Source organism: Streptomyces sp. DvalAA-43, from assembly GCF_900091725.1.
In the GTDB taxonomy this organism is placed as follows: Bacteria; Actinomycetota; Actinomycetes; order Streptomycetales; family Streptomycetaceae; genus Streptomyces; species Streptomyces pulveraceus.
This window is the reverse complement of the sequence record NZ_FMBW01000026.1, coordinates 82,957-104,574: the sequence shown is the minus strand read 5'-3', so window position 1 is coordinate 104,574 and position 21,618 is coordinate 82,957. Positions and strand designations below refer to the sequence as shown.

Sequence of the window (21,618 nt, the reverse complement as noted above, 5' to 3'; positions counted from 1 at the left end):
ATTCTCATGACAGACGCACTCAAGCGCCTCTCCGACGAGGGCGTGGCGATCTGGCTCGATGACCTGTCGCGCAAGCGGATCACCTCGGGCAACCTCGCCGAGCTGATCGACCAGCAGCACGTCGTGGGCGTCACCACCAACCCGTCGATCTTCCAGAAGGCGATCTCGCACGGCGACGGTTACGAGCAGCAGCTCACCGACCTCGCCACCCGCAAGGTCACCGTCGACGAGGCCATCCGCATGATCACGACGGCCGACGTACGGGACGCCGCGGACATCCTGCGTCCGGTCTTCGACGCCACGGACGGCCAGGACGGCCGGGTCTCCATCGAGGTCGACCCGCGTCTGGCCCACCGCACCGACGCCACCGTCGCCGAGGCCAAGCAGCTGGCCTGGCTGGTGGACCGGCCCAACACGCTCATCAAGATCCCGGCGACGAAGGCCGGTCTCCCGGCGATCACCGAGGTCATCGGCAAGGGCATCAGCGTCAACGTCACGCTGATCTTCTCGCTGGAGCGCTACCGCGAGGTCATGGACGCCTACCTGGCGGGCCTGGAGAAGGCGAAGGCCGCGGGCCTGGACCTCTCCCTGATCCACTCGGTGGCCTCGTTCTTCGTGTCCCGGGTGGACACCGAGATCGACAAGCGCCTCGACACCGTCGGCACCGACGAGGCCAAGGCGCTCAAGGGCAAGGCGGCACTCGCCAACGCCCGGCTCGCCTACCAGGCGTACGAGGAGGTCTTCTCCTCGGACCGCTGGGCCGCCCTCGACCGGGCCCACGCCAACAAGCAGCGTCCGCTGTGGGCCTCGACCGGCGTCAAGGACCCCGCGTACAAGGACACCCTGTACGTCGTCGACCTGGTCGCCCCCGGCACGGTGAACACCATGCCCGAGGCCACCCTGGACGCCACGGCGGACCACGGCGAGGTCACCGGCAACACCATCGCAGGCACCTACGAGCAGGCCCGCGCCGAGCTCGACGCCGTGGCGAAGCTCGGGATCTCCTACGACGACGTCGTCCAGCTTCTTGAGGACGAGGGCGTCGAGAAGTTCGAGGCGGCCTGGATCGACCTGCTCAACTCGACCGAGGCGGAGCTCAAGCGCCTCGCCCCTTCGGAGGGCTGACCACCTTGTCTGGTGTTCCCGGAGCCAACCCGCTTCGTGACCCCCAGGACCGACGGCTCCCGCGCATCGCGGGGCCGTCGGGTCTGGTGATCTTCGGGGTCACGGGCGATTTGTCCCGCAAAAAGCTGATGCCCGCTGTCTACGACCTGGCCAACCGAGGCCTGCTGCCGCCGGGGTTCTCCCTCATCGGTTTCGCACGCCGCGAATGGCAGGACGAGGACTTCGCACAGGAGGTCCACGACGCCGTCAAGCAGCACGCCCGTACGCCGTTCCGCGAGGAGGTCTGGCAGCAGCTCATCCAGGGGATGCGCTTCGTCCAGGGCAACTTCGACGACGACGAGGCCTTCGAGCAGCTGAAGACCACGATCCAGGAGCTGGACAAGGCACAGGGCACGGGCGGCAACTTCGCCTTCTACCTGTCCGTGCCGCCGAAGTTCTTCCCCAAGGTCGTCCAGCAGCTCAAGAAGCACGGGCTCGCCGACCAGAAGGAGGGTTCCTGGCGGCGTGCCGTCATCGAGAAGCCCTTCGGCCACGATCTGAAGAGCGCTCAGGAGCTCAACCAGATCGTGCACGACGTGTTCCCGCCCAACGAGGTCTTCCGGATCGACCACTACCTGGGCAAGGAGACCGTCCAGAACATCCTGGCGCTGCGCTTCGCCAACACGATGTTCGAGCCGATCTGGAACAGGTCGTACGTCGACCACGTCCAGATCACGATGGCCGAGGACATCGGCATCGGCGGCCGGGCCGGCTACTACGACGGCATCGGCGCCGCCCGTGACGTCATCCAGAACCACCTGCTCCAGCTGCTGGCGCTGACCGCGATGGAGGAGCCCGGCTCCTTCCACCCGAAGGCCCTGGTCGCCGAGAAGCTCAAGGTGCTCACGGCGGTGGAGCTGCCGGAGGACCTGGGCAAGCACACCGTGCGCGCCCAGTACGCGCACGCGTGGCAGGGCGGCGAGGAGGTCCCCGGGTACCTCGAAGAGGACGGCATCGACCCCAAGTCGAAGACCGACACCTACGCCGCGATCAAGCTGACGATCAACAACCGCCGCTGGGCGGGCGTGCCGTTCTACCTCCGTACCGGAAAGCGGCTCGGCCGCCGGGTCACGGAGATCGCGGTCGTCTTCAAGCGGGCCCCGTACCTGCCCTTCGAGTCCGGCGCCACCGAGGAGCTGGGCAGCAACGCCCTGGTCATCCGGGTCCAGCCGGACGAGGGCGTGACCGTGCGGTTCGGCTCCAAGGTGCCCGGCACCTCCATGGAGGTCCGGGACGTCACGATGGACTTCGCGTACGGCGAGTCCTTCACGGAGTCCAGCCCGGAGGCCTACGAGCGGCTCATCCTCGATGTGCTGCTCGGCGACGCCAACCTCTTCCCCCGGCACCAGGAGGTCGAGCTGTCCTGGAACATCCTCGACCCGATCGAGGAGTACTGGGACAAGCACGGCAAGCCCGCGCAGTACCCGGCGGGCACCTGGGGCCCGGCCGAGGCCGACGAGATGCTCGCACGAGACGGACGGAGCTGGCGCCGGCCATGAAGATCGATCTCACGGAGACCACTTCCAGCAAGATCAACCAGGCGCTGGTCTCGGCCCGCCGAGCCATCGGCACCCCGGCCATCGGCATGGTGCTCACCCTGGTCATCGTCACCGACGAGGAGAACGCGTACGACGCGCTCAAGTCGGCCGGTGACGCCTCGCGCGAGCACCCCTCGCGGATCATCGCGGTGATCAAGCGGGTCAGCCGCTCGCCGCGCAGCCGCCGGGACGCCCGGCTCGACGCCGAGGTGCGGGTCGGTTCCGACGCGGGCACCGGCGAGACGGTCGTGCTGCGCCTCCACGGCGAGCTGGTCAACCACGCCCAGTCGGTGGTCCTGCCGCTGCTGCTGCCGGACGCCCCGGTCGTGGTCTGGTGGCCCGAGGACGCACCCGCCGACCCGGCGAAGGACCCGCTGGGCGCGCTCGCTCAGCGCCGGATCACGGACGCGTACTCGGCGGAGCACCCGGGCGAGGAGCTGGCGGTCCGCGCCGACTCGTACACCCCGGGCGACACCGATCTGGCCTGGACCCGCATCACGCCGTGGCGCTCGATGCTGGCGGCCTCGCTCGACCAGCAGTCCGCCCAGGTCGTCTCGGCGACGGTCGAGGGCGAGTCGGAGAACCCGAGCTGCGAGCTGCTCGCCATGTGGCTCGCGGACCGGCTCAAGGTGCCGGTCGAGCGCACCGTCTCCGCCGGCCCCGGTCTGACGGCCGTGCGGATGGAGACCAAGAACGGCGTCATCGTCCTGGACCGTCCCGACGGTTCGCTGGCCACGCTCTCGATGCAGGGCCAGCCGGACCGCGCGGTGGCGCTCAAGCGGCGGGAGACCGCCGAGCTGCTCGCCGAGGAGCTGCGCCGTCTGGACCCGGACAACACCTATGCGGCGACGGTGAAGTTCGGCGTGGCGAAGCTCGCCGGACAGGCGGCACCGACGCCGGCCGAGCCCGCTGCTGCTGCCGCCCCGGCCGCGGCGAAGAAGACCGCGGCCAAGAAGGCGGCGTCGAAGTGAGTGCTCCTCAGCTCGTCGTGCACCGCGACAAGGAGCTGATGGCGCAGGCCGCCGCGGCCCGGCTGATCACGAGGATCGTGGACGCCCAGGCCGCACGCGGCTACGCCTCGGTGGTCCTCACCGGCGGGCGCAACGGCAACGGCCTGCTGGCCGCGCTCGCCGCCGCCCCCGCCCGGGACGCGATCGACTGGTCGCGGCTCGATCTGTGGTGGGGTGACGAGCGGTTCCTCCCGGAGGGCGATCCAGAGCGCAATGTCACGCAGGCCCGTGAGGCCCTGCTGGACTCGGTGGAGCTGGACCCGTCCCGGGTGCACGCGATGCCCGCCTCGGACGGCCCGTACGGCAACGACGCCGACGCGGCGGCGGCCGCGTACGCCGAGGAGCTGGCCGCCGCGGCCGGTCCCGAGGACCACGGCCCGGTGCCGACGTTCGATGTGCTGATGCTGGGCGTCGGCCCGGACACGCATGTCGCGTCGCTCTTCCCGGAGCTGCCCGCGGTACGGGAGACCGAGCGCACCGTCGTCGGTGTGCACGGTGCCCCCAAGCCGCCGCCCACCCGCGTCTCGCTCACGCTGCCCGCGATCCGGGCTGCGCGCGAGGTGTGGCTGCTCGCCGCGGGCGAGGACAAGGCGGAGGCCGCGGAGATCGCGCTCTCGGGTGCCGGGGAGATCCAGGCCCCGGCGGCCGGTGCGTACGGACGCAGCCGCACCCTGTGGCTGCTGGACGCGGCGGCGGCCTCCCGGCTGCCGCGTGCGCTGTATCCGCCCGCCTCGCCCTGATCGACCGTCAGTACGCCGACGCACAGGCCCGGTTCGCTCCTCGGAGCGGCCGGGCCTGCCGCGTGGAAGACTCGGCCCATGGTGCGTATCGGAACCGTGGTGATGGGTGCGTCGGACGTACGGCGGGCGGCGCAGTTCTGGAAGGCGGCGCTCGGCCTCGTCGAGCGCGAGCCGGCGGAGGACGACTGGGTGGTGCTGGTCCCGGCCGAGGGATCCGGCGTCGGGCTGGCCCTGGGGCGCAGCGACGCGCCGGTGCAGGAGGTCCCCCGGGTCCACCTCGATCTGTACACCGGGAAGCAGGACGCCGAGGTGGACCGGCTGATCGCGCTCGGCGCGGTGCGGGTCGACTGGGATCTGTACCCGGACGACCCGGACTTCGTCGTACTGGCGGACCCCGAGGGCAATCGCTTCTGCGTGATCGACACCACGCGCGGCTGACCCGGGTCAGCCCAAGGGCGGGACGCGCTCCAGGAAGGGCTCCAGCAGGCCGGGCACGGCCTCGGCGGCGAAGCCGAGCCCCTGGCTCACACCGGTGTCGTGCGCCGTGTACGCGCCCGCTCCGGCGGCCGTCGTCGCGGTGACGCTCAGCACCCCGGACCGCCGCTGGAAGTACGTCTGCCGGACGGTCCAGCCGATGACCCCGGCCCGCTCCAGCGCGGCGGTCGAGCGCCGGACCGTACCCGCCCTCACCACCAGGTAGTCGCCGCTGACGGCGTGCCCGAGGCCGCGGTAGGCGTCCCGGGCCAGGAGGACGCCGACCGGCAGCCCCACGACGGCACAGCCGAGCGCGGTCCAGAGCAGGACCGGGGTCAGCAGCGCGCCCAGCAGGGCCAGGACGGAGACCGGGGCCCCGACGGCCCAGCATGCCCGGCGCAGCCTGCGGCCGCGGGCCGCGAGGGGGTGTGCGGTCAGCGGGGCTCCGGTCGGGGACGTGGTCTCGCGCAGGACGTCCGCGGCCACCGCGTCGGCGACCCGCCTGGGCACGGCGGGCAGCAGGGTGTTGTGGTCGCCGTGCTGCTCCTCGTCGTCCTTGACGAGTCCGGTGGTGATCGCGTCGACCCGGGCCGCGCCGAAGGTCCGGATGCCGAGCGGTTCGACGAGGTCGACCCCGCGCAGCCGCCTCTCCTCGATGGAGACGGACCGGGAGGTGAGCAGTCCGCGCCGGATGCGCAGGGTGCCGCCGGGCTCGCGCTCCAGCCGGTAGTTCCACCACATCTCGACCCACAGACCGAGCGCGCCGACGACCCCGGCGACCACCGCGGCGAGGGCGAGGAGCACGATCATGGTGAGCAGCGAGGTGTCCCGGAAGCGCTCGCCGATCCACTCGATCACCTGCCCCTGCGCCCCGAACCAGTCGCTGACCTGGAGCACCGCGCCGCCCGCCGCGCAGCCGAGCGCGGGGGCGACGAACGAGACCGGTGCGTAGCGGATCCAGCGCGGGTCGAGGGCGGCGAGCTCGCCCTCGCGATGGGTGCCCGGGGAGCCGGCGGCCGCGCGTTCCAGCAGTGCGCGGCGGAGCCGTTCGCCCTCGGGCCGGGTGACCGGGTCGAGTTCCAGGGTGGAGTCGTTGCCGGAGTGCTCGCCGGTGCCGATGCGGACGGTGACCAGGCCGAGGATCCGTTGCAGCAGATGGGCGGTGAGGTCGACGCTGCGGATGCGCTCCCGGGCCAGCGAGCGCTTCTTGACCAGGAACAGCCCGGTGTGGAGCTCGACCCGCTCGGCGCCGATGCGGTAGCGGGTGCGGCGCCACCGTACGTAGTCGCCGCCCGCCGCGGAACCGATCAGCAGGAGGGAGCCGGTGAGGACCCAGGCGACGGCGGCCCCGAAGCCGAGGCGCCCGGACAGGCCGAGCGTGGTGGGCACGGCCGCTCCGGCCACCACCCCGCCGGTGACGAGCGCGCTGGCGAGGACCGTGCGCCGGTCCAGCCGCCGCCAGTCGGCCGGGGCGGCCGCGCCGGGGCCCTGGGCGTGGCTCCGGTCCCGGTCGTCCCCGGCTTCCGGGGAGGGGGAGAGCGCCGCCTCGGAGCTCATGTGGCGTCCCCGGGGGTGTCCTGGGTGATCCGGGTCAGCCGCTCGGCCAGGCCGGCCGCCGTCTCGTGGTCGAGGCCCTCGATCCGCACCGCGCCCTTGGCCGACGCGGTGGTCACGGTGACCGTGGCGAGCCGGTAGAGCTGTTCGAGCGGTCCGCGCACGGTGTCCACGGTCTGGATCCGGGACATCGGGGCGATCCGCCACTCCTGCCGGAAGACCCCGGTCCTGACATACACCGCTTCGTCGGTGACCTCCCAGCGGTGGGTGCGGAACCACCAGGCGGGGAGGAGGACGGCGCAGCCGGTGCCGAGGACCGCGAGGACCGCGGCGGGCAGCAGCAGCCAGAACCTGGCGGGTGCGATGAGCGCGCCCAGCAGGGCCAGGACGACCACGGGGGCGGCGGTCAGCAGCAGCCACTGGGCCCGCCACCACCCCACGGCCCTCGGATCCAGCGTGTTGTTCGGCGGCCGCAGCCGCACCGTCCCCTCCCCCGTGGTCATCGGCTCAGCGCCCCCGGCGGGCGCGGTACGCCTCGACGAGCGCGGCGGTCGAGCTGTCCAGCTGCTCGCCCCCCTCGCCTCCGGTGAGCACCGGCTCGATCTTCTTGGCGAGGACCTTGCCGAGCTCGACGCCCCACTGGTCGAAGGAGTCGATGTTCCAGACGGCGCCCTGGACGAAGACCTTGTGCTCGTACAGCGCGATCAGCTGGCCGAGGACGGACGGGGTCAGCCGGTCGGCGAGGATCGTCGTGGTCGGGTGGTTGCCCTTGAAGGTCTTGTGCGGCACCAGCTCCTCGGCGACGCCCTCGGCACGGACCTCGTCCGGCGTCTTGCCGAAGGCCAGCGCCTGGGTCTGGGCGAAGAAGTTGGCCATCAGCAGATCGTGCTGGGCGACCAGGCCGGGCAGCAGGTCGGCGACCGGCTCGGCGAAGCCGATGAAGTCGGCCGGGATGACCTTGGTGCCCTGGTGGATCAGCTGATAGTAGGCGTGCTGACCGTTGGTGCCGGGGGTGCCCCAGACGACCGGTCCGGTCTGCCAGTCGACCGGATTTCCGTCCCGGTCCACGGACTTGCCGTTGGACTCCATGTCCAGCTGCTGCAAGTACGCGGTGAACTTGGACAGATAGTGGCTGTACGGCAGCACGGCGTGCGACTGGGCGTCGAAGAACGCGCCGTACCAGACGCCCAACAGGCCCAGCAGCAGCGGGACGTTCTCCTCGGCGGGGGCGGTGCGGAAGTGCTCGTCGACCAGGTGGAAGCCGTCGAGCATCTCGCGGAACCGGTCCGGGCCGATGGCGATCATCAGCGAGAGGCCGATGGCGGAGTCGTACGAGTAGCGACCGCCGACCCAGTCCCAGAACTCGAACATGTTGGCGGTGTCGATGCCGAACTCGGCGACCTTCCCGGCATTCGTGGACAGCGCCACGAAGTGCTTGGCGACCGCGTCCTGACCGGCGTTCAGGCCGGTCAGCAGCCAGTTGCGGGCGGAGGTGGCGTTGGTGATGGTCTCGATCGTGGTGAAGGTCTTCGACGCGATGACGAAGAGCGTCTCGGCCGGGTCGAGATCACGTACCGCCTCGTGGAGGTCGGCGCCGTCGACGTTCGACACGAAGCGGACGGTCAGCTCGCGGTCCGTGAAGGAACGCAGCACCTCGTACGCCATGGCGGGGCCGAGGTCGGAACCGCCGATGCCGATGTTGACGACGTTCTTGATGCGCCTGCCGGTGTGACCGGTCCACTCCCCCGACCTGACCCGGTCGGAGAACGCCGCCATCTTGTCCAGCACGGCGTGCACACCCGGCACCACGTTCTCTCCGTCGACCTCGATCACGGCGTCGCGCGGGGCACGCAGCGCGGTGTGCAGGACGGCGCGGTCCTCGGTGGTGTTGATCTTCTCGCCGCGGAACATCGCGTCCCGCAGCTCGGCCACCCCGGTGGCGGCGGCGAGCTCGCGCAGCAGCCGCAGCGTCTCGTCGGTGACCAGGTGCTTGGAGTAATCGACATGAAGATCGCCGACCCGGAGGGTGAATCCGGTACCGCGCTGCGGATCGTCCGCGAAGAGCTCTCGCAGATGTGTCGTTCCCAGCTGCTCACGGTGCTTGCCCAGAGCGGTCCACTCGGGCGTCTGGTTGAGCCTGGTGCGGCTTCGTGTATTCATCCCGGATATCAGCCCAATTCTTCTCGTGCCTGCAGATGCCCCGCTGCACCTCCAACCTAATTGATCAGAAGGGCCGACGAGACAAATGCAGACCCGCGGCACGGCAAAGGCCCGTCCGGCGGATCTGGGCCGGACAGGCCCGGAAGCGGCCCGGCCGGACACCCTGTGGGTGCCCGGCCGGTGAACTTCTAGATTTCGCCCCGGAGTTTCGCCAGGGCCTCGGCGAGGATCGCCTCGCCGTCCGCGTCGCTGCGCCGTTCCCGTACGTACGCGAGGTGTGTCTTGTACGGCTCGGTGCGCGGCGGGTCCGGGGGGCTGTCCCGGTCCTGGCCGGCCGGGAAGCCGCAGCGCGGGCAGTCCCAAGTCTCCGGTACCTGCGCGTCACTGGCGAAGCTCGGCTGCGTCTCGTGCCCGTTCGAGCACCAGAAGGAGATGCGGAGGCGAGGCGCGGACTCGCCGCGCTCGGCCTCCCCCATCGGCCCCGCTCCGACCCGGCTTCCCCGGATCGCGTTGCCACTTGCCACGGTCGTAACTCCCTGCGTGATGGTGCTCGAAGATGCCCCAGTCTACGTAAGGCCCAACGCGCGTCCAGTGAAAGGAGTTACACCGTCACCGGGAATCGCGTACGACGGGTCAGTTGTCCAGCTTGATCAGCAGACCAAGCACAACAATGCACGCGAACCACGCCAGGCCGACGACCACGGTGATCCGGTCGAGGTTCCGCTCGGCGACCGAGGAGCCGCCGACCGAGGACTGCATGCCGCCGCCGAACATGTCGGAGAGGCCGCCGCCCTTTCCCTTGTGCATCAGCACCAGCAGCATCAGCAGCAGGCTGAAGACGATCAGGGCGATCTCGAACGCCAAAATCACGGCTGGTCCCTACTTTCCGGAATTCCTCTGGACTGCATGTACGAACAACGGGGGCCGGGAGGCTACACCCTCCACGGCCCCCGCAAGGGTACGACGGATCCGCGCTACCGCATACTCACTGGTCGCGGAAGCGGACGATCTTGACGAACTCGTCGGCGTCCAGTGCGGCACCGCCGACCAGCGCACCGTCCACGTCCGGCTGCGCCATGATCGCGGCGACGTTGCCGGACTTCACCGAGCCGCCGTACTGGATCCGGACGGCGTCGGCCAGCTCCTGCGAGTACAGCTCGGCCAGCCGGCGGCGGATCGCACCGCAGACCTCCTGGGCGTCCTCGGGGGTGGCGACCTCACCGGTACCGATGGCCCAGACCGGCTCGTACGCGATCACGATGGACTCGGCCTGCTCGGCCGGGACGTCCTTCAGACCGCCGTCGAGCTGCGCGAGGGTGTAGGAGACCTGGTCACCGGCCTTGCGGACGTCCAGGCCCTCACCGATGCAGAGGATCGGGGTCAGGCCGTGCTTGTACGCGGCCTTCACCTTGGCGTTGCAGATCTCGTCGGTCTCGCCGTGGTACTGACGGCGCTCGCTGTGGCCGACCGCGACATAGGTGCACCGCAGCTTGGCGAGCATCGGGCCGGAGATCTCACCGGTGTAGGCGCCGGAGTCGTGCGCCGAGATGTCCTGGGCGCCGTACTTGATCTTCAGCTTGTCGCCCTCGACCAGGGTCTGCACGGAACGCAGGTCGGTGAAGGGCGGCAGGACGGCGACCTCGACGGCGTCGTAGTCCTTCTCGGTCAGCGCGAAGCCGAGCTTCTGGGTGTGGGCGATGGCCTCGAGGTGGTTGAGGTTCATCTTCCAGTTGCCCGCCATCAGCGGGGTACGAGTGGTCATGAAAGGTCAGTCCTCCAGTGCGGCGAGGCCGGGAAGCGTCTTGCCCTCGAGGTATTCGAGGCTGGCACCGCCACCGGTCGAGATGTGTCCGAAAGCATTCTCGTCGAAGCCCAGGGTGCGGACGGCCGCGGCGGAGTCGCCACCGCCGACGACACTGAAGCCCGAGGAGTCGACGAGGGCCTGGGCGACGGCCCGGGTGCCCTCGGCGTAGTCGGGGTGCTCGAAGACGCCCATCGGGCCGTTCCAGAAGACGGTGGCCGCGTCGGCGAGCTTCGATGCGTACAGCTTGTTGGTCTCGGGGCCGTTGTCCAGGCCGATGAACCCGGCCGGCATGGCGTCCGCGGGCACCGTGCGGTGCTCGGTCGGGGCCTTGGCCTTGAGGTCCGGGAACTGCTCGGAGACCACGACGTCGACGGGGAGCACGAACTCCACGCCCTTGTCCTCGGCGCGCCTGAGGTACTCCAGCACCGCCGGGATCTGGTCCTCCTGGAGGAGGGAGCTGCCGACCTCGTGGCCCTGGGCCTTGAGGAAGGTGTACGCCATGCCGCCACCGATCAGGATGCGGTCGGCGCGCTCCAGGAGGTGGTCGATGACGCCGAGCTTGTCGGAGACCTTGGAGCCGCCGAGCACCACGGCGTACGGACGCGCGACGTTCTCGGTGAGCTTCTTCAGGACGCCGACCTCGGTGGCGATCAGGTCACCGGCGGCGTGCGGCAGCCGGGCCGGGAGGTCGAAGACCGAGGCGTGCTTGCGGTGCACGGCTCCGAAGCCGTCGCCCACGTACAGGTCGGCGAGCTCGGCGAGCTGGTCGGCGAACGCGCCGCGCTCGGCGTCGTCCTTGGACGTCTCACCGGGGTTGAAACGGAGGTTCTCGATGACGGCGACCTCGCCGTTCCCCAGCGCGGCGACCGTGGCGCGGGCGGACTCGCCGACCGTGTCGGTCGCGAAGGCCACGTCGGCGCCGATGAGTTCACCGAGGCGGGCGGCGGCGGGCGCCAGCGAGAAGGCCGGGTCCGGGGCGCCCTTGGGGCGGCCCAGGTGCGAGGCGACGACGACCCGCGCGCCGGCCGCGACGAGCTTCTCCACGGTCGGCTGGACGGCACGGATACGGCCGTCGTCGGTGATGGTGGTGCCGCTCAGCGGCACGTTGAGGTCGGCGCGGACGAATACGCGCTTGCCGGTGACCCCTTCGGCGATCAGTTCGTCGATCGTCTTCATCTTGCTGGACTCCTTGGAGGGCGGGAGAGCGTGCGACGGGGCCCGAACGGCGCGTCGTTGCGCTGTTCGAGCCCCGTGCTCACATCGAGGTGCCTGCCGGTTCGACGGTCAGAGCTGGTTGCCGACGAAGACGGTCAGGTCGACGAGGCGGTTGGAGTAACCCCACTCGTTGTCGTACCAGCCGAGGATCTTCACCGACTTGCCCTCCTGAACCATGGTCAGCGAGGAGTCGAAGGTGCAGGACGCCGGGTCACCGACGATGTCCGAGGACACGATCTGGTCCTCGGTGTAGTACAGGATGCCCTTGAGGTCGCCGTCGTCGGCGGCCTTCTTGAACGCGGCGTTGACCTCGTCCTTGGTGACCTCGCGCTGCAGCTCCACGACCAGGTCGGTGGCCGAGCCGGTCGGGACCGGGACGCGCATGGCGATGCCGTCCAGCTTGCCCTTGAGCTGCGGGAGCACCAGGGCGGTGGCCTTGGCGGCACCGGTGGTGGTCGGGATGATGTTCTCGGCGGCGGCGCGGGCGCGACGCAGGTCCGAGTGCGGGAAGTCCAGGATGCGCTGGTCGTTCGTGTACGCGTGGACCGTCGTCATCAGGCCCTTGACGATGCCGAAGTTCTCGTCGAGAACCTTGGCCATCGGCGCGACGCAGTTGGTCGTGCAGGAGGCGTTGGAGATGACGTGGTGGTTGGCCGCGTCGTACTTGTCCTGGTTGACGCCCATCACGATGGTGATGTCCTCGCCCTTGGCCGGAGCCGAGATGAGGACCTTCTTGGCGCCGCCGGCGATGTGCTTCTCGGCGTCGGCCTTCTTCGTGAAGATGCCGGTCGACTCGATGACGATGTCGACGCCCAGCTCACCCCAGGGGATGTCGGCCGGGTTGCGCTCGGAGAGCACCTTGATCGTGTGACCATCGACGGTGATGGTGTCGGCGGTGTGGCTGACCTCTGCCTTCAGACGACCCAGAATGGTGTCGTACTTCAGCAGGTGGGCCGTGGTCGCGGTGTCACCCAGGTCGTTGACAGCCACGATCTCGATGTCCGCACCCTGCTCCAGCAGCGCGCGGAAGTAGTTACGACCGATGCGGCCAAAGCCGTTGATGCCTACGCGGATCGTCACGAACCGATCTCCTCGTTAGGTACGCGGGGCTTTCACCCCGGCGAGTTGTATGAGATGTCCCCGACCGCCTCCGACCCTACCTCTCCGAGGGGCCCGGGGTGACATCGAGCGGGGCCGTAAGAACCGCCGAGGCCCGTACTCCTCGGTAGGAGTACGGGCCTTCGAACGCTCGGCCGCACACGCAGCCGCCATTACGCAGCGTCAACACCCCGGGAGGCTCCGCGCGTCCCGGATCCGGCCGGAATCACCGCCGTCGGGGCTCAGCCCACCAGGCCGTCGGCGAGCTCCTCGCTGAGGGTGGATTCGGTGCCCGGGATACCCAGGTCCTGGGCCCGCTTGTCGGCCATCGCCAGCAGCCGGCGGATCCGGCCGGCGACCGCGTCCTTGGTCAGCGGCGGGTCGGCGAGCGCGCCCAGCTCCTCCAGGGACGCCTGCTTGTGCTCCATGCGCAGCCGGCCGGCCGCCGCGAGGTGCTCGGGCACCTCCTCGCCCAGGATCTCCAGCGCGCGCCCCACCCGGGCGCCCGCGGCGACCGCGGCCCGCGCGGAACGGCGCAGGTTGGCGTCGTCGAAGTTGGCCAGACGGTTGGCGGTGGCGCGGACCTCGCGGCGCATCCGCCGTTCCTCCCAGGCCAGCACCGAATCGTGGGCGCCGAGCCGGGTGAGCAGGGCGCCGATCGCGTCGCCGTCGCGGACGACGACCCGGTCCACCCCGCGCACCTCACGGGCCTTGGCCGCGATGGAGAGCCGGCGCGCGGCGCCGACCAGGGCGAGCGCCGCCTCCGGGCCGGGGCAGGTCACCTCCAGCGAGGAGGAGCGGCCCGGCTCGGTGAGCGAGCCATGGGCGAGGAAGGCCCCGCGCCAGGCGGCCTCGGCATCGCAGGTGGCCCCCGAGACCACCTGCGGGGGCAGTCCGCGGATGGGGCGGCCGCGGCCGTCCACGAGACCGGTCTGCCGGGCCAGCTGGTCGCCGCCCGCCACCACCCGTACGACGTAGCGGGAGCCGCGGCGCAGCCCGCCGGGCGCCATCACGATGAGCTCCGAGCTGTGCCCGAAGATCTCCAGGATGTCCCGCTTGAGCCGGCGTGCCGCCATCGAGGTGTCCAGTTCCGCCTCGATCACGATCCGGCCGCTCACCAGGTGCAGCCCACCCGCGAACCGAAGAATCGCCGAAACTTCTGCCTTCCTGCAGCAGGTCCGGGTCACGGGAAGCCGAGAGATTTCGTCCTTCACCGCCGGCGTCATCGCCATGGGCCGATCCTTCCATGCATCCGAAAAATACGGTCGTACGCGGCGGCCAACAGCTCCGGGTCGTGAATCGGAACGCCGTCGGGTGAGGCCACCGGCGCCAGCTCGACCGCGGCGCCGAGCCGTTTGGCGGCATCGGCGAGGGACTCACGATCGGGCACAGCGGCTTCGTCGGCCAACACCACGTCCAGGGCGAGTTTAGGGGCGTGTCGTCCCAAAACCTCCAAATGACGCTGCGGGGAGAAGCCATCAGTTTCACCGGGTTGCGGTGCGAGGTTGAGCGAGAGGACCTTGCGGGCCTTGGTCTCGACGAGCGCGTCGAGCAGTTCGGGGACGAGCAGGTGCGGGATCACGGAGGAGAACCAGGACCCCGGGCCGAGCACCACCCAGTCCGCGTCGAGGACCGCGGCGACGGCCTCGGGGACGGCCGGCGGGTCGTGCGGGACGAGGTGGACGGACTGCACCTCGCCGGGGGTGAGCGCCACGGTGGCCTGTCCGCGCACGGTGTCCACGTCGTCCGGACGGGCCGGGTCGTGTCCCCGGACGAGCGCCTGGAGCTCCAGCGGCACGGCGGACATGGGCAGCACCCGGCCCTGCGCCCCGAGGAGGCTGCCGACCAGGTCGAGAGCCTGGACATGGTCGCCGAGCTGCTCCCAGAGGGCGACGATCAGCAGATTGCCGACCGCGTGCTCGTGCAGGTCGCCCTTGGACTGGAAGCGGTGCTGGATCACCCGGGCCCAGGTCTGGCCCCAGTCGTCGTCGCCGCACAGGGCGGCGAGCGCCTTGCGCAGGTCGCCGGGCGGCAGGACGCCGAGCTCCTCGCGGAGCCGGCCGCTGGAGCCGCCGTCGTCGGCGACGGTGACCACGGCGGTGAGATCGCCGGTGATCCGGCGGAGCGACGTGAGCGACGCGGACAGGCCCATGCCGCCGCCGAGGGCGACGACCTTGGGCTGTGCGCCGCGCTTGCGGCCGGACAGCGCGGAGGCGGCCCTGCGCAGCCGCCGCAGGCGCAGGTTGCGGCTGGTCACTCGCGCCCCATGTCCCGGTGGACGAGGACGGTCTCGATGCCTTCGGTCGCGAGCCGGGCCGCCAGCTTCTCGGACATGGCGACCGAACGGTGCTTGCCGCCGGTGCAGCCGACGGCGATCGTCACGTAGCGCTTGCCCTCGCGGCGGTACCCGGCGGCGATGAGCTGGAGCAGTTCCGTGTACTGGTTGAGGAACTCCTTGGCGCCGGGCTGGTCGAAGACGTAGGCGGAGACCTCCTCGTTGAGCCCGGTGAACGGGCGGAGCTCGGGGACCCAGTGCGGGTTGGGCAGGAAGCGGCAGTCGACCACCAGGTCGGCGTCGACCGGCAGGCCGTACTTGAAGCCGAACGACATCACCGTGGCGCGGAGCTCCGGCTCCTCGTCGCCGGCGAACTGGGCGTCCATCTTGGCGCGCAGCTCGTGCACGTTGAGGCTGGAGGTGTCGATCACCAGGTCGGCGTCGCCGCGCAGCTCGCGCAGCAGGTCGCGTTCGGCGGCGATGCCGTCGACGATCCGGCCGTCGCCCTGGAGGGGGTGCGGGCGGCGGACCGATTCGAAGCGGCGGACGAGGGCGTCGTCGGAGGACTCCAGGAAGACGATCCGCCGGGTGACGTGCTTGGACTCCAGGTCGGCGAGGGAGTCGCGGAGATTGTCGAAGAAGCGGCGCCCCCGGACGTCGACGACGACGGCGATCCGCGCCACGTTGCCCTGCGAGCGGGCGCCGAGCTCGACCATGGTGGGGATAAGGGCGGGCGGGAGGTTGTCGACGACGAACCAGCCGAGGTCCTCCAGGCACTTTGCGGCCGTGCTGCGGCCGGCGCCCGACATCCCCGAGATGATCACCAGCTCGGGAATGGTCGCGTTCCCGTCGCTCGTCTCGATGGTGGTGCCCGTACTCACGTGTCCTGCTCCGTCTGCTCGGTCGGTGCCGTCGTGCTCGACTTCTTGCTCGCGCTCGACTTCTTGCTCGCGCTCGGCCTTTTGCTCGCGCTCGGCTTCGTGCGCGTTCTCACGCTCGGTCATGTCGTGCTGCCCCCGTCGTTCTCTTCAATGATCTCTCCTGTCGCCGTGTTCACGGCGGGCGCGGCCGGGGCGGTCGAGGCGAGGGCGACGGCCACTGATTCCGCCGTCCTGCGGCCTATTCCCGGAACCTCGCAGATCTCGTCGATTGTCGCCTGCTTCAGCTTCTTCACGGAGCCGAAATGCTTGATCAACGCCTGTTTCCGGGTTTCGCCGAGACCGGCGACGGCGTCCAGGGGGCTGGAACGGATGCGTTTGGCCCGCTTGGCGCGCTGGTACGTGATCGCGAAGCGGTGGGCCTCGTCACGGACGCGCTGGAGGAGATAGAGGCCCTCGCTGGAGCGGGGCAGGACGACGGGGTCGTCGTCCTCGGGCAGCCAGACCTCTTCCAGGCGCTTGGCGAGGCCGCAGACGGCGATGTCGTCGATGCCCAGCTCGTCGAGGGCCCGCTTGGCCGCGGCGACCTGCGGCTGGCCGCCGTCGACCACGACCAGCTGCGGCGGATAGGCGAACCGCTTGGGCCGCCCGTCGTCCTCACGGGGCTCGACGTCCGGCTCGGAGGCGGTGTCGGGGGCGGCGGTGGTGTCGGGGGCGGTGGTGTCCGCACCGGGCGCCGGGACCGGTCCGCTCGGCGCGGGGGTCTCCTCCCACTCCCCCGTCCGCTCCTTCTCCTGGAGGTACCGCTTGAAGCGGCGGCCGATCACCTCGTGCATGGACCGGACGTCGTCCTGGCCCTCGAAGCCCTTGATCTGGAAGCGGCGGTACTCGCTCTTGCGGGCGAGACCGTCCTCGAAGACGACCATGGAGGCGACCACGTCGTCGCCCTGGAGGTGCGAGATGTCGAAGCACTCGATGCGCAGCGGGGCGGTGTCGAGGCCGAGCGCCTCGGCGATCTCCTCCAGGGCGCGGGAGCGGGTGGTGAGGTCGGAGGCGCGCTTGGTCTTGTGCAGCCCGAGGGCCTGCTGGGCGTTGCGCTGGACCGTAGCCATCAGGTCCTTCTTGTCGCCGCGCTGCGGGATGCGCAGGCTGACCTGGGAGCCCCGGCGGCCGGCGAGCCACTGGGAGACCGCGTCCGGGTCCTCGGGCAGGGCCGGGACGAGGACCTCCTTGGGGACGGAGTCGCCCGTCTCCTCGCCGTAGAGCTGCTGGAGGGCGTGCTCGACCAGGCCCGAGGTGTCGACGTTCTCGACCTTGTCGGTGACCCAGCCGCGCTGGCCGCGGACCCGGCCGCCGCGGACGTGGAAGATCTGGACGGCGGCTTCGAGCTCGTCCTCGGCGACCGCGATCAGGTCGGCGTCGGTGGCGTCGGCGAGCACGACGGCGCTCTTCTCCATGGCCCGCTTGAGGGCCTCCACGTCGTCGCGGAGCCGGGCCGCCCGCTCGTACTCCATCTCCTCGGCGGCCGCCATCATGTCCTTCTCCAGGCGGCGGATGTACGTACCGGTGCGGCCGGCCATGAAGTCGCAGAAGTCGTCGGCCAGTTCGCGGTGTTCCTCGGGGGTGACGCGGCCGACGCAGGGGGCCGAGCACTTGCCGATGTAGCCGAGGAGGCACGGGCGGCCGGTCCGGGCGGCGTTCCTGAAGACCCCGGCGGAGCACGTACGTACCGGGAAGACCCGGAGCATCAGGTCGACGGTCTCGCGGATCGCCCAGGCGTGCCCGTACGGGCCGAAGTAGCGCACGCCCTTCTTCTTGGCACCTCGCATGACCTGGACGCGCGGGAACTCCTCGTCGAGCGTGACCGCGAGATACGGATAGCTCTTGTCGTCGCGGTACTTGACGTTGAACCGCGGGTCGAACTCCTTGATCCAGGAGTACTCCAGCTGGAGGGCTTCGACCTCCGTGGAGACGACCGTCCATTCCACCGAGGCGGCCGTGGTGACCATCGTGCGCGTACGCGGGTGGAGCGCGGCCAGGTCCTGGAAGTAGTTGGCCAGGCGCTGGCGCAGGTTCTTGGCCTTGCCGACGTAGATCACCCGGCGGTGTTCGTCGCGGAACTTGTAGACCCCCGGGGAGTCGGGGATCTGTCCCGGCTTGGGGCGGTAGCTGGAGGGGTCTGCCATGTGTCCCACCCTACTTGCGGGCAGTGACAGTACGGCCGGTCCGGACGTGGTGCCGTGCTCCGGGGCGCGGATCGCGGGAGCGCGCCCCGGAGCACGGTGTCAGTGGCCGGCCGTGCCCTCCCGACGGCGACGGCGGTTGCGCAGGGCGGTGAGGCCGCCGAGGGCGAGCACGAGGAGGGCGCCCGCTCCGGCGGCGGTCGAGGTGGCGGTCAGCGCGGGGCCGGACGCCGTACTCGCGGCGACCGCGCCGTGCTCCCGGCCGCCGGGCTCCGGGGCGGTGGACGGGGCGTAACCGCCCGCCTTGCCGGAGCGGGCGTATCCGGATCCGGGGAGCTTGTCGCCATAGGCGGCGCGCACCCGGGCGCGGTAGGCGGCCAGCGTGGTGCCGCGGGCGCCGACCGCGCGGACCGCGTCCTGGTCCAGCGGGAGCACCCGGGTCCCCTTCTGGACGAACCAGGCGTCCACCTGTGGCTCACGGAACACCGTCCCGCCGGGCAGCTTCCGGGCGCCGGCGGCGGCGTACCGCGTCTCGTCGTCGCCGGTGGCGATGTTCACCACCTGCCAGCCGCCCTCCTTCCCTTCCTTCGGAAGGGTCCACAGGGACGCCTTCTGGCCGTCCGAGGAGACGGCCGTGGTGGCGAGGTAGTCCAGCCGCGCGACGGGCGCCCCCGGCTTCCCGGCCACGAAGTCCGGATCGAGGCTGTGCACGGGGACGGCGGCGCCCTCGATGCGTGGTGCGGCCGCCGACCTGGCGATCGTGCCCTCGCGGGAGAAGAAACGGGCCAGGGTGTCCAGGGTCGCGGGGTCGGTGGCGGCCTGCCGGGCGGCGGCCAGGGCGGCCGGTCCGGCGGTGGGTCCGGTGGCGGCGGCCGCTCCGGGGGCCGCGACGGTGAACAGGGCGGCGCCGGCCAGAGCGCCGGTGGCGGCCAGGGCGGCGGCCGCGGACCGGGCGGCCCGCGGGGGCCGTGCGGCGTGTGCGGACCGTATGAGGCGTGCGGTGCGTGCGGTCTCGTGGCTCATCCCGTCACGCCCCGATCCGGTAGAGGGAGTGGGTCCAGGAGAACTCGTTGTTGTTCACGTACCAGGCGTGCGAGGCCCAGTTGTAGCGGTTGCTGGAGGGCCAGGGATCGCCCCAGTAGACCCAGCTGTTCGCGTCGTCGTACCCGTACAGGACATGCATGTGGCCGCCGCCCGACGACCACTGGATCCGGGTCTCGACGGGGCGGCCCGCGGCGATCTCGGCCTGGACGGTGGGGTAGCGCAGCCAGCCGGTGACGTAGGAACCGGGGTTGATCCCGGCCCAGTACAGACCGTCCTGGACATTGCCGAGCGAGGCCTGTGAGTTGGGGCAGTCGTAGCCCTGCGCACGGCCGAAGGCGGCGTTGCAGAACTGGTTCTGCGAGTAGTTCCGGCCGAACCAGGTGGCGATGGTGTTGCCGGACGCCGCCCAGCACCAGTTGGTCTTCTGCTGGGCCTGCATGGTGATGTTCAGCCGCTGTGTGGCGGCGACGGCAGGGCCGGCCGGGGAGGCCGGGGCGGGGGTCCGTGCGACGGAGACGCCGGTGGCGGGTGCCGGGGCCGCCGAGGCGGTCGCCATCGGCACGGCGAGGAGTACGGCGGCCAGGGCGGCGGTGGCCGGGAGCCGTCCCTTGCGGATTCTTCGGTTACGCATGACGTTCCTCCGAGGCGGGGGTGTGGGATCGGGGGAGCGCGTCCGGACGCTGTCCGAGGAGCATCAACCGTTGTCCGGGGCGGGTCAACACGCTTCAATGCGGGGGAACATCGCGGTGTGAACGGCGTGGCGGACACGTGAACGGCCCTCCCCCGGCCACCTGCGGCACCGCCCCCACCGGCGTGGTCCTCCCAGGCCGCGTCGTGAACGTTCACCTGGAGGACTCATGCAGCACACCGAGGCCGAACTGGCGCAGGTGCTGCACACCGGCCCGTTCCATCTGGCCCTGCGCACCGCGCTCTCGGTGCGGGGGCTGCCGCTCCAGCGGGTGCAGCACCATCTCGCGCACCGTGGGGTCAAGGTCGGGGTGACGAGCCTGAGTTACTGGCAGCAGGGGGCCAGGCGCCCACAGCGTGCCGAGTCCCTGCGGGCGGTGAAGGCGCTGGAGGAGGTGCTGGGGCTGCCGGAGAACTCGCTGCTCCGGTTGCTGGGGACGGAGGGCGTGCGCCCGGAGACCGGCCGTCCGGCGGCGCGTTCGTACCGTTCCCTGCTGGAGTCGTCCGGCACCGTGGAACGGCTGCTCACGGCCATGGGGGCACCGGTGGACGGCGGCCTGCACACGGTGGGGCACCACGAGCGGGTGCGGATCGGTCCGGGGCGTGAGCTGCGGCAGCGCGAGTCGCAGCATGTGGTGCGTGCCCACCGGGACGACATCGACCGCTACCTCGCCGTCCACCGGGGCGATCCGGGCTGCGATCCGGAGCGGGTGGCGGTGACCGCCGGGGAGAACTGCCGGACCGGGCGGGTCCGCTGGGACCGCGGGACGGGGGTGCTCGTCGCCGAGCTGCTCTTCGACACCCGGTTGCGGGCGGGCGACACGTACCTCTTCGGCTACGGCTTCGCGGACGGCACGGGAGGGCCGAGCCGCGAGTACGTGCGGGGGTTCAGCTTCGGCGGTGGGCAGTACGTGCTGCAGGTGGCCTTCGACGAGGCCGCGCTGCCGGTGCGGTGCCGGCGCTTCGCCCAGGTCTCGGCGGGGGCGCCGCGCGGCGCCCGTACGGATCTCACGCTGACCGGCCGGCACCGGACCGCTCACCTGGTCGAACAGGGGGTACGGCCCGGTCTCGTCGGCATCGACTGGGACTGGGAGTGAACCGAACCCCCGTGCGGTGCCGGGGGTTCGGTCCCCGGCCGGTGTCCTGATGCTCGGTCCCGGCCGGTGTCCGGCGTTCGGTGCCGGACGGGTCAGGCGTCGGGGCCCGCGACCAGCTTTCCGCTCTCGACCCTGACCGGGACCGAGGGCAGCGGCGCGGTCGCCGGGCCGTGCATCGCCTTGCCGGTCGTGGTGTCGAAGTGGCTGCCGTGGCAGGGGCACTTCCCCACGTTGTCCTCGACCTTGTCCAGCAGACAGCCCGCGTGGGTGCACTGGGCGCTGAACGCCTTGTACTGGCCCTTGGCCGGGCAGTTCACGATGACCCGCGCGTCGCGGTAGAGCTTGGACCCGCCGACCGGGACCTCGTCCGGCGCGCCGAGCTCGACGGGTGCGGTGGGCGTCGGCGTCTCGGCGTGGCCGAGCTTCGATTCGGTCGAGCAGGCGGACACGCCCAGCCCGGCGGCGCCGACGAGAGCGGCCCCCTTCAGCACGGTGCGGCGGGCGGCGGGCTGGCCGGACATGCGGTCTCCACTGGTCGGAGGGGCTGATGGGCACCGGGCTCGGCTGGAGCACCGCGCGTACCAGGAGTACCGCGGGGATCGGAGCCCATCGGTGCCATCGGTGACAGAACCGACGATACCGGCGGCGGCGGACGGCTCTGCGGGCGGGCCACCCGAGGCGGGTTGTCCCTGGTCAG

The 21,618-nt window shown here is 71.0% G+C and carries 21 protein-coding genes; 6 read left to right on the top strand and 15 right to left on the bottom strand.

The features are described 5' to 3' along the window. Positions 1-6: 6 nt before the first annotated feature. From tal to GA0115234_RS05310, 5 genes are all read left to right on the top strand, one after another. Complete coding sequence (gene tal, locus GA0115234_RS05330) at positions 7-1,125, top strand: transaldolase (protein WP_093539677.1); 1,119 nt, start codon at positions 7-9, stop codon at positions 1,123-1,125. 5 nt (positions 1,126-1,130) lie between these two features. Then, complete coding sequence (gene zwf / locus GA0115234_RS05325) at positions 1,131-2,663, top strand: glucose-6-phosphate dehydrogenase (protein ID WP_093539676.1); 1,533 nt, start codon at positions 1,131-1,133, stop codon at positions 2,661-2,663. After that, a complete protein-coding gene (opcA, locus tag GA0115234_RS05320; RefSeq protein WP_093539675.1) occupies positions 2,660-3,673 on the top strand; it encodes a glucose-6-phosphate dehydrogenase assembly protein OpcA in 1,014 nt (337 codons plus the stop codon). Before zwf ends, opcA begins: the two co-directional genes overlap by 4 nt. Next, the gene (gene pgl / locus GA0115234_RS05315) at positions 3,670-4,452 is read left to right on the top strand and encodes a 6-phosphogluconolactonase (protein ID WP_093539674.1); all 783 of its coding nucleotides are present in this window, start codon (positions 3,670-3,672) and stop codon (positions 4,450-4,452) included. The genes opcA and pgl overlap by 4 nt, the downstream gene beginning before the upstream one ends. Before the next feature lie 78 nt (positions 4,453-4,530). Beyond that, positions 4,531-4,890 carry a VOC family protein gene (locus GA0115234_RS05310; protein WP_093539673.1) on the top strand — a complete coding sequence of 120 codons (360 nt, stop codon included), beginning with the start codon at positions 4,531-4,533 and terminating at the stop codon, positions 4,888-4,890. Between the two features lie 6 nt (positions 4,891-4,896). On the opposite strand, the gene GA0115234_RS05305 is transcribed toward GA0115234_RS05310, so the two are convergent. From GA0115234_RS05305 to GA0115234_RS05240, 14 genes are all read right to left on the bottom strand, one after another. Beyond that, the gene (locus GA0115234_RS05305; protein ID WP_093539672.1) at positions 4,897-6,483 is read right to left on the bottom strand and encodes a PH domain-containing protein; all 1,587 of its coding nucleotides are present in this window, start codon (positions 6,481-6,483) and stop codon (positions 4,897-4,899) included. Continuing rightward, the gene (locus tag GA0115234_RS05300; protein WP_093539671.1) at positions 6,480-6,983 is read right to left on the bottom strand and encodes a PH domain-containing protein; all 504 of its coding nucleotides are present in this window, start codon (positions 6,981-6,983) and stop codon (positions 6,480-6,482) included. The genes GA0115234_RS05305 and GA0115234_RS05300 overlap by 4 nt, the downstream gene beginning before the upstream one ends. Before the next feature lie 4 nt (positions 6,984-6,987). Continuing rightward, complete coding sequence (gene pgi / locus GA0115234_RS05295; protein WP_093539670.1) at positions 6,988-8,640, bottom strand: glucose-6-phosphate isomerase; 1,653 nt, start codon at positions 8,638-8,640, stop codon at positions 6,988-6,990. A 188-nt stretch (positions 8,641-8,828) separates the two neighbouring features. After that, the gene (locus tag GA0115234_RS05290) at positions 8,829-9,164 is read right to left on the bottom strand and encodes an RNA polymerase-binding protein RbpA (protein ID WP_072483070.1); all 336 of its coding nucleotides are present in this window, start codon (positions 9,162-9,164) and stop codon (positions 8,829-8,831) included. A gap of 109 nt (positions 9,165-9,273) precedes the next feature. Then, positions 9,274-9,510, bottom strand: a complete 237-nt coding sequence (gene secG / locus GA0115234_RS05285; RefSeq protein ID WP_093539669.1) for a preprotein translocase subunit SecG — start codon at positions 9,508-9,510, stop codon at positions 9,274-9,276. 115 nt (positions 9,511-9,625) lie between these two features. Further along, positions 9,626-10,402, bottom strand: coding sequence for a triose-phosphate isomerase (gene tpiA / locus GA0115234_RS05280; RefSeq protein WP_093539668.1), 777 nt, complete (start codon positions 10,400-10,402; stop codon positions 9,626-9,628). A gap of 6 nt (positions 10,403-10,408) precedes the next feature. Further along, entirely contained in the window at positions 10,409-11,620 is a 1,212-nt protein-coding gene (gene pgk, locus GA0115234_RS05275; RefSeq protein ID WP_093539667.1) for a phosphoglycerate kinase, read from the bottom strand. A gap of 108 nt (positions 11,621-11,728) precedes the next feature. After that, a complete protein-coding gene (gene gap, locus GA0115234_RS05270; RefSeq protein ID WP_093539666.1) occupies positions 11,729-12,739 on the bottom strand; it encodes a type I glyceraldehyde-3-phosphate dehydrogenase in 1,011 nt (336 codons plus the stop codon). A gap of 260 nt (positions 12,740-12,999) precedes the next feature. Further along, positions 13,000-13,989 carry a DNA-binding protein WhiA gene (gene whiA / locus GA0115234_RS05265; protein WP_093539665.1) on the bottom strand — a complete coding sequence of 330 codons (990 nt, stop codon included), beginning with the start codon at positions 13,987-13,989 and terminating at the stop codon, positions 13,000-13,002. After that, on the bottom strand, positions 13,980-15,014 hold the full coding sequence (gene yvcK / locus GA0115234_RS05260) for a gluconeogenesis factor YvcK family protein (RefSeq protein ID WP_093539664.1): 1,035 nt from the start codon (positions 15,012-15,014) through the stop codon (positions 13,980-13,982). The genes whiA and yvcK overlap by 10 nt, the downstream gene beginning before the upstream one ends. Continuing rightward, positions 15,011-16,036, bottom strand: coding sequence for an RNase adapter RapZ (gene rapZ / locus GA0115234_RS05255; protein WP_093539663.1), 1,026 nt, complete (start codon positions 16,034-16,036; stop codon positions 15,011-15,013). The genes yvcK and rapZ overlap by 4 nt, the downstream gene beginning before the upstream one ends. Then, complete coding sequence (gene uvrC / locus GA0115234_RS05250) at positions 16,033-18,096, bottom strand: excinuclease ABC subunit UvrC (RefSeq protein WP_093539662.1); 2,064 nt, start codon at positions 18,094-18,096, stop codon at positions 16,033-16,035. Before uvrC ends, rapZ begins: the two co-directional genes overlap by 4 nt. A gap of 99 nt (positions 18,097-18,195) precedes the next feature. Next, positions 18,196-19,116: a hypothetical protein gene (locus GA0115234_RS05245; protein ID WP_237541105.1), complete on the bottom strand. Its 921-nt coding sequence runs from the start codon at positions 19,114-19,116 to the stop codon at positions 18,196-18,198. 4 nt (positions 19,117-19,120) lie between these two features. Then, entirely contained in the window at positions 19,121-19,768 is a 648-nt protein-coding gene (locus tag GA0115234_RS05240; protein WP_093539661.1) for a papain-like cysteine protease family protein, read from the bottom strand. A gap of 226 nt (positions 19,769-19,994) precedes the next feature. On the opposite strand from GA0115234_RS05240, the gene GA0115234_RS05235 reads away from it, so the two are divergent. Next, a complete protein-coding gene (locus GA0115234_RS05235) occupies positions 19,995-20,921 on the top strand; it encodes a hypothetical protein (protein ID WP_093539660.1) in 927 nt (308 codons plus the stop codon). 92 nt (positions 20,922-21,013) lie between these two features. Here GA0115234_RS05235 and GA0115234_RS05230 read toward each other — a convergent pair whose 3' ends face one another. Beyond that, entirely contained in the window at positions 21,014-21,442 is a 429-nt protein-coding gene (locus GA0115234_RS05230) for a Rieske (2Fe-2S) protein (protein WP_093539659.1), read from the bottom strand. Between the last annotated feature and the right edge of the window lie 176 nt (positions 21,443-21,618).

Excerpts from the sequence above, each read along its gene's own strand:
- GA0115234_RS05310 (WP_093539673.1), top strand. The coding sequence starts at position 4,531 with ATGGTGCGTATCGGAACCGTGGTGATGGGTGCGTCGGACGTACGGCGG.
- GA0115234_RS05245 (WP_237541105.1), bottom strand. The coding sequence starts at position 19,116 with ATGAGCCACGAGACCGCACGCACCGCACGCCTCATACGGTCCGCACAC.
- GA0115234_RS05240 (WP_093539661.1), bottom strand. The coding sequence starts at position 19,768 with ATGCGTAACCGAAGAATCCGCAAGGGACGGCTCCCGGCCACCGCCGCC.
- pgk (WP_093539667.1), bottom strand. The coding sequence starts at position 11,620 with ATGAAGACGATCGACGAACTGATCGCCGAAGGGGTCACCGGCAAGCGC.
- pgi (WP_093539670.1), bottom strand. The coding sequence starts at position 8,640 with ATGAATACACGAAGCCGCACCAGGCTCAACCAGACGCCCGAGTGGACC.
- GA0115234_RS05230 (WP_093539659.1), bottom strand. The coding sequence starts at position 21,442 with ATGTCCGGCCAGCCCGCCGCCCGCCGCACCGTGCTGAAGGGGGCCGCT.
- GA0115234_RS05300 (WP_093539671.1), bottom strand. The coding sequence starts at position 6,983 with ATGACCACGGGGGAGGGGACGGTGCGGCTGCGGCCGCCGAACAACACG.
- GA0115234_RS05235 (WP_093539660.1), top strand. The coding sequence starts at position 19,995 with ATGCAGCACACCGAGGCCGAACTGGCGCAGGTGCTGCACACCGGCCCG.
- uvrC (WP_093539662.1), bottom strand. The coding sequence starts at position 18,096 with ATGGCAGACCCCTCCAGCTACCGCCCCAAGCCGGGACAGATCCCCGAC.
- tal (WP_093539677.1), top strand. The coding sequence starts at position 7 with ATGACAGACGCACTCAAGCGCCTCTCCGACGAGGGCGTGGCGATCTGG.
- whiA (WP_093539665.1), bottom strand. The coding sequence starts at position 13,989 with ATGGCGATGACGCCGGCGGTGAAGGACGAAATCTCTCGGCTTCCCGTG.
- tpiA (WP_093539668.1), bottom strand. The coding sequence starts at position 10,402 with ATGACCACTCGTACCCCGCTGATGGCGGGCAACTGGAAGATGAACCTC.
- rapZ (WP_093539663.1), bottom strand. The coding sequence starts at position 16,036 with ATGACCGAGCGTGAGAACGCGCACGAAGCCGAGCGCGAGCAAAAGGCC.
- GA0115234_RS05305 (WP_093539672.1), bottom strand. The coding sequence starts at position 6,483 with ATGAGCTCCGAGGCGGCGCTCTCCCCCTCCCCGGAAGCCGGGGACGAC.
- opcA (WP_093539675.1), top strand. The coding sequence starts at position 2,660 with ATGAAGATCGATCTCACGGAGACCACTTCCAGCAAGATCAACCAGGCG.